This window comes from Apibacter sp. wkB309, assembly GCF_002964915.1.
Taxonomy (GTDB): Bacteria; Bacteroidota; Bacteroidia; order Flavobacteriales; family Weeksellaceae; genus Apibacter.
In genome coordinates this window covers 531,698-546,556 of sequence record NZ_PSZL01000022.1, presented here as the reverse complement: position 1 = coordinate 546,556, position 14,859 = coordinate 531,698, and the positions used below count along the sequence as shown (strand labels likewise).

11 protein-coding genes are annotated in these 14,859 nt (G+C 24.3%); all 11 read left to right on the top strand.

The features are described from left to right. Positions 1-245: 245 nt before the first annotated feature. Positions 246-1,031, top strand: coding sequence for a polysaccharide biosynthesis/export family protein (locus C4S75_RS08310; RefSeq protein ID WP_105297832.1), 786 nt, complete (start codon positions 246-248; stop codon positions 1,029-1,031). Between the two features lie 12 nt (positions 1,032-1,043). Further along, entirely contained in the window at positions 1,044-3,440 is a 2,397-nt protein-coding gene (locus C4S75_RS08305) for a polysaccharide biosynthesis tyrosine autokinase (RefSeq protein WP_105297831.1), read from the top strand. 92 nt (positions 3,441-3,532) lie between these two features. Further along, positions 3,533-5,047 (top strand): polysaccharide biosynthesis protein, encoded by a 1,515-nt coding sequence (locus C4S75_RS08300; protein ID WP_158254239.1) that lies wholly within the window; start codon positions 3,533-3,535, stop codon positions 5,045-5,047. 142 nt (positions 5,048-5,189) lie between these two features. Further along, positions 5,190-6,065, top strand: a complete 876-nt coding sequence (locus C4S75_RS08295) for a beta-1,6-N-acetylglucosaminyltransferase (RefSeq protein ID WP_105297829.1) — start codon at positions 5,190-5,192, stop codon at positions 6,063-6,065. A gap of 428 nt (positions 6,066-6,493) precedes the next feature. Next, positions 6,494-7,471 carry a glycosyltransferase family 2 protein gene (locus tag C4S75_RS08290; protein WP_105297828.1) on the top strand — a complete coding sequence of 326 codons (978 nt, stop codon included), beginning with the start codon at positions 6,494-6,496 and terminating at the stop codon, positions 7,469-7,471. 14 nt (positions 7,472-7,485) lie between these two features. Next, the gene (locus C4S75_RS08285) at positions 7,486-8,349 is read left to right on the top strand and encodes a glycosyltransferase family 2 protein (RefSeq protein WP_105297827.1); all 864 of its coding nucleotides are present in this window, start codon (positions 7,486-7,488) and stop codon (positions 8,347-8,349) included. 25 nt (positions 8,350-8,374) lie between these two features. Further along, on the top strand, positions 8,375-9,196 hold the full coding sequence (locus C4S75_RS08280) for a glycosyltransferase family 2 protein (protein WP_105297826.1): 822 nt from the start codon (positions 8,375-8,377) through the stop codon (positions 9,194-9,196). Positions 9,197-9,206: 10 nt separating this feature from the next. Continuing rightward, complete coding sequence (locus tag C4S75_RS08275) at positions 9,207-10,355, top strand: hypothetical protein (RefSeq protein ID WP_105297825.1); 1,149 nt, start codon at positions 9,207-9,209, stop codon at positions 10,353-10,355. 831 nt (positions 10,356-11,186) lie between these two features. After that, entirely contained in the window at positions 11,187-12,281 is a 1,095-nt protein-coding gene (locus C4S75_RS08270) for a glycosyltransferase family 1 protein (RefSeq protein WP_221404069.1), read from the top strand. Positions 12,282-12,330: 49 nt separating this feature from the next. After that, entirely contained in the window at positions 12,331-13,458 is a 1,128-nt protein-coding gene (locus C4S75_RS08265; RefSeq protein WP_105297823.1) for a glycosyltransferase, read from the top strand. Positions 13,459-13,483: 25 nt separating this feature from the next. Next, positions 13,484-14,836, top strand: a complete 1,353-nt coding sequence (locus tag C4S75_RS08260) for a sugar transferase (RefSeq protein WP_105298152.1) — start codon at positions 13,484-13,486, stop codon at positions 14,834-14,836. Positions 14,837-14,859: the final 23 nt, after the last annotated feature.

Here is a 14,859-nt window from a genome sequence, read left to right as displayed (position 1 = left end):
TAAAATGAATTATTTTATGCCATTAATATTTTGAAAATGTGATTAAAATAGTTTAATTTTGTAAATTAAAATAAAATTTTAAAATTAAATAGTGAACAACCTATAAGATGATCTTTTATATACTTTTAAGAGATTGAATAATGAAATTATTAAATAAAGATTATGATTAGGTGATTTAAATATTTTGAAATAAAGACTTTTTAATTTTTAATAAATTTTGAAGTTTAAAACTAATAAATAAACTAATGAAAAAAACTAGATCTTATATTATTCCTTTAGTTATTATGATTATAATTTTTAGTTTAATGTCTTGTGCATCTAAAAAAAAACTATATTATTTTCAAGGAAGTGAAACCACGTTAAATGAAGTGTATAAATATACACCAACCTTAAAACCGGATGATTTACTTGTAATAACAATTTCAGCATTAGATTTAGAATCAACACTACCATTTAATCAACAAAATCCATATAACTCTACTACATCCAGCTCTGAAAATATGACCTCTACTAATCCGAGATTGAAAACCTATTTGATTGATGAAAACGGTGAAATAGATTTTCCGGTTTTAGGGAAATTAAAATTAGGAGGCTTAACCCGATCTCAGGCTATGGATTTTATGAGAGAAAAACTAAGAGTTTATATAAAAGAACCTTCTGTCAATATTCATATTTCTAATTTTAGAATTACAGTATTAGGTGAGGTATCAAAACCGGGAACCTATACACTGTCTAATGAAAAAATTACCATTTTAGAAGCCTTAGGTTTAGCAGGCGATTTAACTATTTATGGAAAAAGAAAAGATATAATAGTGATTCGAGATAAGGATGGAAATAAAACTTTCACGCACGTTGATTTAACAACCAATGAAATTTTTAGATCTCCGGTATATTATCTATCTCAAAATGATGTGATTTATGTTCATCCGAATGGAGCAAAAACTAACTCCTCTGCATATAGTGCTACAAATTCTGTCTTTATATCTTTGGCAGGTATTATATTATCTGTGATTTCAATTATTACTCGTTAAATAATTAATATAATGAAAAAAAATCAGAAAAATTTATATTTAGAAAATGATGAGGATTTAGATATAAAAGAGTTAACCTATCGTTATTTAAAATACTGGAAATGGATTGTTTTATCGATTATATTAGCTATTATATTAGGTAAAGTATATTTTAATTTTACTCCAAAAAAATATTTATCTGAATCTAAAATTTTAATAAATGTTGGAAGTCATGATAATTTTACTTTATCAGGATTATCTGAAATATCTGATTTATCAGAATTATCAAAAAGTAATATAAATGATTGGATTGAAATGTTAAAGTCTCGTCGTTTATTGTCAAAAGTTATTGATAAATTAGATCTTAATGTACAATATTATGAGAAGAAAAGATTTATATCAAAACAAATATATAAGAAGGATGCTAATATTTATATAAAGTTTGTTGATGAAAAATCAAAATATTTAATAGATAAATCAATAAATCTTGAAGTAAATATTTTTGATAATAAAAAATTTATTTGTAGAGATGTTGATACTGACATTGAATTTGAAGGAAATTTTGGTCAACCTGTTAAATTTCCCTTTGGTAATATCATATTTTATCGCAATTTATTGTCATCCAATGATGATAAAACCATTATATCCATTAGGCCGATTATAGATGTTACATTAGAATATATTAATTCATTGGAAGTAGAAAATATTTCCAAAAATGGTAATATTATTAATTTGGGCATGCAAAGTATTTTGCCTGAAAATGCTAATAATATAATTGATCTGTTAGTTTTACAACTTCAAGAAGATATAAAAGATGATAAAAATAAGATAGGACAAAACACTGTATCATTTATTAATGATAGATTATCATTAATATCAAAAGATCTAGGTATTACAGATGATAATATGGAAAAATATAAATCTGGTAAAAGAATTTTTAATGTAGAGACCGAAGGAATAAAAGATGTACAAGAATCATCGAGAATAGAAGAACAAATAAAACAGTTTTCAATACAATTAAGTTTGATTGATTACATGGAAAAATTTATTTCAAATAATAATAGTTCTTTGTTACCATCAAATATTGGACTTACTGATGCATCTCTTATTTCCTCTACACAAGAATTTAATAAATTAATATTAGAAAGGGATAATTTGTTAAAAAGTTCAACACCGGAAAATCCTATAGTTAAAAATTTAGATCTACAAATTCGTGATTATAATAATAATTTAAGAAATAGTTTAAAAAATTATAAAAATACTACCAGCATAGCCATTAAGAACTTGCAAAAACAAATGGGGCAAGTTTCAAATAAAATTACAGAATTGCCTTCTAAAGAAAGGGGTTTTAGAGATATTTTTCGAAAGCAACAAACTATTGAGGCATTATATCTATTATTACTTAAAAAACGTGAAGAAACAGAGATTGCAACGGCATCCACACCCAATGTAGTGAAAGTAGTAGATAAAGCTTTTTATTATAATGATCCAATTTATCCTAAGTCTTCAATTATTTTATTACTATCTTCAATTATAGGTTTTATAATTCCTGTGGGAGTTTTATATATCTGCTTCTTTTTTGATGATAAAGTAAAATCTAAAAGAGATATTGAAAAAGTTATTTCAAATATTCCATTTATAGGATATGTTCCTAAAGCAGAATCTAATGTAGTTGATATTCAAAGCATAAATTCATCTTCTGCAGAGGCTTTTAGGATATTGCGTACAAATATTAATTTTTTACTTCCTGAAATACAGTTTCAATCAAAATGTATTTATATTACATCTACTATTAGTGGAGAAGGTAAAACCTTTACCGCTATAAATTTGGCATATACATTAGCGTTAACTAACAAAAAAGTGTTATTGATAGAAGCTGATATTCGTAAACCTAAAGTCAGAGAAAATTTAGGCATTAAAGAAAAATTGGAAGGTATTACTGAATTCTTGTCGGAAAATATCACTATCGATGAATTATACAGTAAAATTACCTCAATTTCTTATAATAATGAATCCACAACTGCTATTAAAATAGATATACTTCCTTCCGGTAAAATATCACCAAATCCTTCAGAATTATTGATGAATGGAAAATTTACTGAAATAATTGATTTTGTTCGTTTACTTTATGATTATATTATTGTTGATACAGCTCCGGTAGGGGTGGTAACGGATACCTTATTGATAAATAATCAGGCTGATCTATTGTTATATCTTATAAGGGTTAATTATTTGCAAAAGAATATGTTGGATATTTTAGTGCAATTGCAAAAAGAAGGTAAATTAAATCTTCATAAAACAGCTATTTTAATTAACACTGTAGATTCAAAAGAAGGTTATGGTTATGGACAAAATTATAAATACGGTTATAGTGATTCCAAAAAATCTTGGTTTAAAAAATTTTTTAAAAACTATATATCACAATCTTAAATTATTAATATCAAAAAGATAAATGTATGTAATTTATTTAAAATCATTTCATAAAACTTAAACTACAACTAAAATTAACTAACTACTTATTTATGTCTAATAATAAACGTATATTAAAAAATACGCTTTTTCTCTACATCCGGATGATATTCACTATGGGAGTGAACTTATATTCTTCTCGCATAATCTTAGATACATTGGGTATTGAGGATTATGGGATATATAATATTGTAGCAGGAGTAATTGTAATGTTTGGTTTTTTGAATGCATCCATGAGTGGTGCAACGTCAAGATTTATAACCTTTGAACTTGGGAAAGGTAATAGAGATAGCTTATTAAAAACTTTTACAGCCTCTTTAACTGTACATATTATTATAGCAGGAATCATATTTATTTTAGGAGAAACTTTTGGTTTATGGTGGATGAATACCAAATTAGTTATTAGTCCAACTAAATTATATGCTGCACAATGGGTATATCAATTTTCAATTATAACCGCTATAATTAGTATTATTCAAGTACCATATAATGCAATGATAATAGCCTATGAAAAAATGAATATATACGCACTTATAGAAACTTTTAATAGTTTATTGAAGCTTATAATTATTTTATTATTAAATATTATTAACTATGATAAATTAATTTTATATGCTTTCTTAGTATTGTGCGTATCAGCTATCATTACTGTAATCTATAGAATATATTGTATAAAAATTATAAGCCCTTTTAAATTTAGATTTAAATGGCACAAGGAAGTTATTTTACCCATGTTAAATTTTTCCTCCTGGGATTTATATGGAAATATGAGTGTAATTGTAAAAACACAAGGTGTAAATATGCTTTTTAATTTATTTTTTGGGGTATTAGTTAATGCTGCTTATGGAATAGCTAATCAAGTTCAAGGTGCCTTAAATAGTTTTTCCGGCAGCTTTTTGTCGGCGGTGCGTCCGCAAGTTGTAAAATATTATGCTTCTGAAGATTTAGAAAAAATGAAAATTTTAATGAATAATTCATCAAAATTTGCTTTTATTTTAATGTATCTTTTAGAACTTCCTTTTATATTAGAATGTAATTTTATTCTAAATCTTTGGTTGAAAAAGGTTCCTAATTATGCCCTAATTTTTACTCAATTAAATTTAATACCAAGTTTAATATACACTTTATGTTCGCCTATGGTTTTTGCCATTCATGCAACAGGAAAAATAAAAAGTTTAAGTTTTATTACTGGAACTATTTATTTATTAGTTATTCCCATTTCGTACCTTTTTTTTAAAATGGGATATTCGCCAATAATTTCGTATATAATAAATATCATTTTAATGATGTTTATTTACTTTGCAGTAACCCTAATTTTGCAACATTTATTACCTCAACTTTCTTATGGTATTATATCTTTAAAAAATGCAATTTTATCTTTGATTATGGTTGTAATTTCTTCAATAATTCTAAATTACTTTCATAACTGTTTTCCGGAAGGATGGATGCGATTAATTTCAACCTGTTTATTATCAGTACTAATAATCCCTTTATTGAGTTATTTTGTATTATTTGATAGGAACATAAGAAATAAAATAATAAAATTAATTATAAATAAAATTTTTTAAATGAGAATGAAACTGTTGTTTATTTATCTATAAGTATATTAAAAAACTGTAAATCATCTTTAATAGCTTAAAAATTAATTATATAAATAACATTTAATTTTAAATTATGGACTTTTATTTAATGTTTAAATAAAAAATTTATATGAAACAAGCTATATTAATTATAGGATATAAATCTATTGATAATATAATTAGAATTATAAATTATTTTGATGATAATTTTCAGTTTTATATTCATATAGATAAAAAAAGTAAGGCTGACTTAACACCTCTTTATGCCATTAAGAATAAAAATGTTAATATTTATAAAGAATATAAAGTTTACTGGGGTGGAGTATCTATAGTTAAAGTTACATTATTATTGGTCAAAAAGGCTTTAGAGAATAAGGATAATACATATTTCCATTTAATTAGTGAGCAAGATTTTCCAATAAAACCCGTACATTATTTTTATAAATTAGCTGAAGAGAATAAGAATTATTTAGATTATAAAGAATTACCTATTAAAGTATGGGATGGAAATGGGGGATTTGATCGTATTTATTACTACAATTTTTATGATAAAGTAAATGCTAGAAATTTTGGTATTGGTAGATTGCTTAGAAACATTGTTTACATTCAGAAAGCTATGGGAATAAAAAGAAAATATTCCCCACTTTTGCCTAAATTATTTGGAGGGAGCAATTGGTGGAGTCTTACAAGGGAAGTTTTGCAATATGTTATAAAAGTAAGTGAAAACAATTCTTTGTTAGATCGAATGAAGTATACGTTTGCATCTGATGAAATATATTTTCAAACCATATTAATTAATTCACCCTATTTTAAAGATATTATTAATCAAAATCTAAGATACATCGATTGGGAATTTAGGGATGGAAATTCACCAGCATTTTTGGATATAAGTGATTTCGATAAACTGATTTTATCGGATAATATTTTTGCCAGGAAATTTAATGAAAATTCAAACGAATTAATAACTAAACTATTAAAAATAAATAAGAGCAATAATAGTTTATAGATAAATAATTAAAATATTAAAGTTTACGTGTTTTAGTTATTTATATTTCTGAAATAAAAGTCTTATTAAGGGTTTAATGTTTGTGTTTTTATAAAAAATAATTAGATAAAATAATAATATGTATTAAAATTTGTATTCAATTGTGGATGAAATGTTGTATAGATAAATCGATAAGCTTATAATACAATTTTTCAATTGTACTATAATTGTTTTTTAGAATACATAGTTAAATTTTAAGGTATAATAAAATTAAAAATTCTTAATTTCTTAAAGGATGATATAAAGTAAATAAATTAATGCAAAATTTTAAAGGATTGTCAATTTATTAGTTAGTATGTGTTACGTATAGCCTTATTTATTATAAGGATTTTTAACTATTTTATCTTTATTTTTCTTAGTTTATTTATTATAAATTATTTAAATAAAAAATGAATTCACTAGTATCAATAATTATTCCTGTTTATAATGTAGAAGAGTATTTGGATGAATGTTTGAATTCAGCAATTACACAAACGTATTCTAACGTTGAAATAATAATTGTTAATGATGGATCAACTGATCGTAGTACCGATATTATAGGCAAATATAAAAAGAAAGATAATAGGATAAAAGTTTTTTCTATTAATAATAGTGGGCAAGGTAAAGCAAGAAATATTGGTATCAATAATTCTTTAGGGGAATATATTTATTTTTTAGATTCAGACGACTTTATTGAGAAGCAAACAATAGAAATTTTACTAAATTCTATTCAATCAAATCATATTTGTATTTTTAATGCTATTTCTTTTTTACATGAATCAGGTAAAATTGTATCCTCAAAATATTTTAATATAAATGAGGATCATTTAAAAAAAGAAATAAAGAAAGGTAATCAAATTAGATACTTAACGCCTTATATTTCTCCCTGGTCAAAATTATATTCTAAAAAATTTATTCAAAACAATAAAATTTATTTTCCTGAAGGGATTTATGGAGAGGACGTTGAATTCTGGTTAAGGTGCATCGTATCTACTAACAAAATAAATTATGTAAACTACTATGGATATCACAGAAGATATAGAAAGAATTCAACTATGACCGGAGGTAGTATAAAAAATTTAAAAGATAGAATAGATTCTATTGATGGCTTATTAAGTATCGATTCGGATTCAGATCAACTTAAAAAATTTATCACACATTATCTTTTGGATGTTTGGTTCCAAGCATATCAGAAAAATAATAAAAATTTAGTGGAATATGCAATAAATAAATTTTCTGAAAATAAAATAAAAAAAATATTTAAAAAGGAAAGAATTTTATATAAAATAAGATATTATTTATTTAAAAAACCTATGAGTAGTAATTATTTAATAAGTGTTTATTTAGATAAATTTTTAGTTAAATTAATAAAATATACTAATCTATAGACTAAATTCATCATATGATAAATTATACAATAATTATACCTCATAAAAACAGTAGTAAATTACTTAAACAATGTTTAAATTCAATTCCGGAAAGAGAAGATATTCAAATCATAATTGTTGATGATAATAGTGATGATCTTGAAATAAAAAAAATTCAAGAAATTAATAAAAAAAACACTGAGGTATATTTTACTAAAGAAGGAAAAGGAGCAGGGTATGCAAGAAATATAGGGTTATCTTATGTAAAAGGTAAATGGATATTATTTGCAGATGCAGATGATTTCTTTAATTCAGATTTTATTACAATTATTAGCAAATATTTAGAAACAGATAATGATATCATATATTTTTCGGCAACTAGTATAGATATTGATACTGGAAAAAAATCAGATAGAAATAAAAATTTAGTTGAGTCTCTAAATGAATATGTAAATAGTATTGAAAAAAATAGAGATATTTTAATATTTAAAAATTGGGAACCATGGAGTAAAATGTTTAATAAAAATTTTATCCAAAAAAATAATTTAAGATTTGAAGAAGTTAAGGTAGGAAACGATGCATTATTTGTAATTAATGCCGGAAGATTAGCTGATAAAATATGTGTTGATACCAGTTCAATATATTGTGTTACTTATAATAAAAAAAGTTTATCTTTTAATCAAAATTTGTTTGATGAACGATTCATGTCAAAAATTAGAATTAATAATTATTTGACAAAATTAAATAAAGATAAATATAAATTATCTTTAGGTGCAGATATTGTTGGTTCATGTCGTTATGGATTAAAAAAAATTTTAAGTGTTATTATAATAGCTAAAAAAAATAATAATAAAGTATTTCTTACAACAATTAGATCAATAATTGGTAAATTATTATGATTATTTAAATTAATAAACTAAAACTATGAAAATTTCTCTAATTACAGCTACATTAGGTAGAGTAGATGAAATTAAAATACTTTTAAATTCTCTTAAAGCTCAAACGTATACTAATTTCGAAATAATAATTATTGATCAAAATGAGCATTTATTAGTTAAAAATATTGTCGATAAATTTGAAACATTACATATTAAATACATAAGAAGTAATATTAAAGGTCTTTCATATAATCGTAATCTTGGTATAAAATTAAGTCAAGGAAATATAGTAGCTTTTCCGGATGATGATTGTTACTATGATAAAAACGTCTTAATGGAAGTTAAAAATGCTTTTGAGTCTAATCAAAACTTAAAATTATGCGCATTTCCTGTTTTTGATACTATTAACACTGAAATGTGTTATCTGAGTAAAAAAGGCCAAGCAATTAATAGATATGAACTATATAAATATTGTATTTCAATAAATTTTTTTCTAAAAAAAAATCCAAATATTTATTTTGATGAAAGATTAGGAGTAGGAACATATTTTTCTTCAGGTGAAGAAACTGATTTTTTGCTATCAAATTTAAAAAAACAAGATTTAGGAATATTTATTAAAAATTCGTCGATTTATCATATTTATAATAAACAAACATTATCAGCAGACAGAGCTTATAAATATGGTTTAGGATTTGGTGCTCTATTTAAAAAAGAAATTTATCTCAGAAAAAATTTATCATTTATCTTTCTTTATTGGTATTATATAGTAAGATCAATAATAGGAATACTAATTATTCCTTCCAAATCTAATATATATTTCAATACTTTAAAAGGTCGAATATTAGGTTTTCTAAAATTTAAAATATAAGATAAAATTAATGTTACAAAAATTATTAAATGCAATATTAAAGCCTTATTATGCAATTTTATTTCCGGTTTTATTAAGTTTATTTGCATGGCTTGTTCCAGATTCCTGGATAAATGTAAGGGGTTTTGGAAAAAAAGAATCATTTGGTACAAATGCATTTGGAATATTGCTTTCTTGGTATTTTTTTGCTATTATATCATCATTTTTTTTCTTTTATTTAGGCAAAAAAAATCCTCAATTTAAAAAATTTAACAAAATTGTTTCTATAGACAATATAAAACCATATTTATTATTTACCCTTATTGCATGGACCGGTTTTATAGCCAGTTTTTATAAAATTATTTCAAGCGTAGGCCTGTCAAGTTTATATTTAATTTTATTTGTAGATCATCAAGGAAATAAAACCGAACAAATTTTATATGAGAATTATTCAATTGGAATATTGTCATTAAGATATGTTTTAATATTAACTTTTGGTATTTCCTTATATAGATTGCAAATATTTAAAGAATATAAATTGGTCAATTTCTTAAATATAATTTTTTTTATTATATACACTGCCGTTTTGGGTAGAAGATTACAAGTAATTTTCGGTTTAGTCGTTTATTTGTCTTTAGCTAATTCCAATGGAAATTTATTGAAGTTAATTAAAGCTAAGTATATATATTTAAGTTTTTTTCTTATTACAAGTCTAGTTATTGTAGCCACTACTGTTAGAAACTATAACACTTTTAAGGAAAAAGGTAGTACAAATGTTTTTTCGGCAACATTAGATAATATTATAGAGTATTTAGGGCCACCAATGCAAGTAACTTTTTCGATCGCAAATAATATTGATAAAGCAATTCAAGGACGATCATATTGGGAATATACTAATGTTGGAAGGTCTTTAACAACAAATTCTGCATTTTCGGAATTAATTATTGAATGGGGATGGTGGTCTTATTTTTACTCAATTATAGTATGTGGATTTTGGAGTTATATTGCGGGGTGGGCTTATAAAAATAAGTATAATTATTTGTTTATTATTTATCCAATTATAATTTATGCATTTTTAGAATATTGGAGAATAAATTTATTCAGTACAGGAATTTTTAGTACATTGATGTATATTGGTATTTTAGTACCAATTGTATTAGTAGTTTTAAATAAAAAATAAAAAAAATAGCCCTTAAATCGGCGGAGCAGAAGAAATAATTTTTAACCACAAGTGAAGGGTTTAAAAACAGAGGTTATGAAGTATTTTAATTATATAGTGGAAAAGATAAAAATTTAATTAAGGAATATTCTAATGATGTAATGGATTATAATGTAAAAATTAAGAATTTTTATGGGTATTATGGAGATAATAAAAATAAATAAAATTATAAAATAGTAAAATTATTATGACATTTATCAGATTTCCATATTATACAAATGATGAAGTATATTAAAATGGTTTTAAATATGGAAATACCGGATCTTATAATATTCCATAATTTAATTGGTTTTTTGATTTCAATGTGGGATGAAATAAAAAAATATTTTAAAAATATTTCAACTTTTGCATGAAATACATTACCAAACATTTTTTAGATAGAGAAAATGATCCCTCTTTAGTCATGGAGTAAATATCAGGGATGCATATTACACATAAAATAATAAAGAACAAACCTATTTTAGATGTTGATCTACGTGTTTATTTATTTTTAAGAAATAATAATGCATATCAACAAGAATTATTATGTGTTTCAGAATGAGATTTTTAGGTATTAGGGTTTGTTACCAATACAATTATTAAATCTGTATTTTTAGGATTATTATTAATAATGATTCCAATTGTTTATATATGCATAAAATTTAAAAATAAATATATCAATCACAGAATTGTACTTTTTTCAAGCCTAAATTTTTAGAGTACAATTTTATTTTAACATATATGATTTGGTTTAGGTTTGAATTATTATTTAGTTAAGAAAAATAACTCAATAAATATAGATATAGATATAGAATGAAAGCACTAGTTATAGACTGTAGAATGATTTCAAATTCAGGAATAGGTCGATATATTTCAGAAATATTACCTTATATTATTGATAAATTTAAGGAAGAGGTAGTATTATTAGGCAAAAAAGAAGAATTATTGCAATATAATACACCCATTTTAGAGTTTAATGCACCAATATATTCTATTCAAGAACAATTAAAATATAGTAGAATTATACCTAAATCTAAGTTATTTTGGTCCCCACATTTTAATATTCCTTTATTTCCTATACACTCAGAAAAAAGAATCACAACCATACATGATGCTTACCATTTAGCCTATTATAAAAATCTATCTCTATTTCAAAAGATATATGCAAAAACTGTTATCAACGCTGCTTTAAAAAAATCAGATAAAATTATCACAGTATCTAATTTTTCTAAGAAAGAGCTCTTACAGTATACTCATTCAATATATAAAGATAAAATTGAAGTAATATATAATGGTATCTCAGATAAAAAATCAGATGAAAATAATAAAAATGTGAGTGTAATTCCTTACCCTTATATTTTGTATGTAGGAAATATAAAACCTCATAAAAATTTGGAAAATGCTCTTGAGGCATATGCTCTTTTTTTAAAAAAACATTCCGAAATTACGAATAGGCCATTATTTAAAATTGTTGGGAAAAAAGACGGATTTATAAACGGAAGTCAAGATCGATTAAAAAAAATACTTGATAATAATCCCGTGTTAAATGAATTTGTTGTTTTTACAGGTTTTGTTTCGGATATAGAATTAAATAAATTATATTCAGAAGCTTTAGCTTTCATATTTCCGTCTAAGTATGAAGGATTTGGTTTACCCCTTTTGGAGGCTATGAGAGCAAATTGTCCTGTTCTAGCATCTAATATTCCACCTATTAGAGAAATTTGTGGAGATAGTGTACTATATTTTAATCCGGAATCAATTAACGATATTTCTGAAAAAATAAGTTTGATATATTTTTCAAAAGATCTACGAAAAGAACTTATTAATAAAGGAGATCGAATATATAAAAAGTATTTATGGGAAGCATCAGCTAAAAAACATTTAAATATTATTATGCAATTATTATAAATTTTTTATATATTGCGGTTGCTAACAACTAGATATTCATTGTTTTTATATGAACAAAGCATTGATCCACGATTGGTATTGTACTATAGGTGGAGGCGAAATAGTAGTAAAAGCTCTCAATGAAATATGGAGCGATTTTGATCTTTTTTCTTTAATAGATACTTTTGATGAAACTAAAAGAAAAGAAATATTAAATGGCAAAAAGGTTACCACAAGTTTTATACAGAAATTACCCACAGCCAAAAGAAATCATAGAAAATTCTTGCAATTTTATCCTAAAGCCATTGAGCAGCTTGATGTAAGTAAATATGATTTGATTATTAGTTCTTCTTCTTCGTCAGCAAAAGGTGTGCTTACTTCCAGCAACCAATTGCATATATGTTATTGCCATTCGCCGGCAAGATATGCTTGGGATTTATATCACCAATATTTATTTGAATCAGGACTTACTCATGGATTGAAAGGATTATATGCAAAATATGTACTTCATGAATTCAGAATATGGGATGTAATTTCATCCAATAGAGTAGATCATTTTATAGCCAATTCAAATTATATAGCGAAAAGAATTAAAAAAATCTATAACAGAGATTCTGTGGTTATCTATCCCCCGATTGATACAGATTACTTTAGCTATTACGATAAAAAAGAAGATTTTTATTTAGCTGCTTCAAGAATGGTTCCTTACAAAAAGATGGATTTAATAGTGGAAACATTCAATAACATGCCGAATAAAAAATTAGTTGTTATAGGAGACGGACCGGATTATAAGAAAATAAAAAAACTAGCTAAATCTAATATTGAACTAAAAGGATTTGTTTCGAACGAAAAATTAAGATTTTATCTACAAAGAGCTAAAGGGTTTGTGTTTGCAGCCGATGAGGACTTTGGCATGCTGCCTGTTGAAGCTCAATCATGTGGAACTCCTGTCATAGCATTGGCAAGAGGAGGAACACTTGAAACAGTCATACCCCGAGTAACTGGAATATTTTTTAAAAATCATAGTGTTGAAAATTTAAAATCTGCTATAGAAGAATTTTCTGAAATTGAATTTAACTATAAAATAATAAGAGATCATGCATTAAATTTTTCTAAAGAAAAATTTAAAAATAAAATTAAAAGTTTTGTACTTGAAAAATATAAAGAATTTCAAAATACAAAACTATCTGAATATTAAGAAAACTGCAAAAAAAAATTTTGTAATGAATCCCTATAAATCATTTATACCAGTGATTCAATTTCTAATTGATATTTTAATAATTATATATTGGTTCTTTTATTTTTTAAAAATACAATATGAAACACTAGGTGATAAATGGGATGTTGTATTATTAATAGAAAATCATTATAAAGCATTATTCCTATTAATTATAAGTTGGTATTTTATTTCAGAAAAAACCGGATTATATAAATTAAAAAAGAGCAATCTTTTAGAATCAATAAGAAAAGTTTTAGTACAGGCAATTATATTTACACTTATAGTATTTACTGTTTCAGAATTAAAAAGTAAATATTTATTTAATAACGATATAACATTGCTGTATAACATTTCAATATTTATATGCATTTCTATTCATCATATTATCGCAGATCAATTTCAAAATAAGAAATTTTCAAGGGTTGTATTTATAGACTCTAATAATAATACAAACAATGTTATAAAGCAATTTTTTCATGGTGAAAAGTTGTATAATTATGGGAACTTTGTTAAAGTTCCCCGAGAAAAAAATCAATATAAATACGATTTTGATAAATTAGACTCATTTATAAGAGATCATAACATACACATTTTATTTTTTTCATTAAACGGAGAATTAAGTAAAGAAGTTGAGGATGCCATTATCAAATTTTCAGAAAGTAAATGTTTGATTTATATTATTCCGGATATATCCTATGAGTTTTATAATAATTCAATCATAAGCTATTACGGAACATTTCCTATATATATTTATAGAAAAAAATCAAATATATTTAATAAAATTCTAAAAAGATTATTTGACGTAGCGTTTTCACTATTTTTTATCACATTTGTATTAAGTTGGTTATTACCAATATTAGCCTTAATTATAAAAATTACATCTAAAGGACCAATTATTTATAAACAAGAAAGAATAGGATTAAATGGAAAACCATTTAAAATAATGAAGTTTAGATCAATGTATGTTGATGCGGAGTATAGTGGACCAAAGTTGGCTACAGATTCAGACCCGAGAATAACATCTGTTGGTAAAATCATGAGAAAATATCGCATTGATGAATTTCCGCAATTTATTAATGTATTAAAGGGAGAAATGTCTATGGTAGGTCCACGTCCGGAAAGAAAATTTTTTATAGATAAAATAATAAAATTAAATCCCAATTATAAAAAATTACATAAAGTAAAGCCCGGTATAACATCCATAGGGCAAGTATATTTCGGCTATGCCGAGACAGTAGAAGAAATGTCACAACGTTTAAAATATGATTTATTGTATCTTCAAAATGAAAATTTCTTTTTTGATTTAAAAATCATTTACTTAACAATAATTGTTATGATTCAAGGTAAAGGCAAATAATTGATAGAAATAAGAAAAGCTAA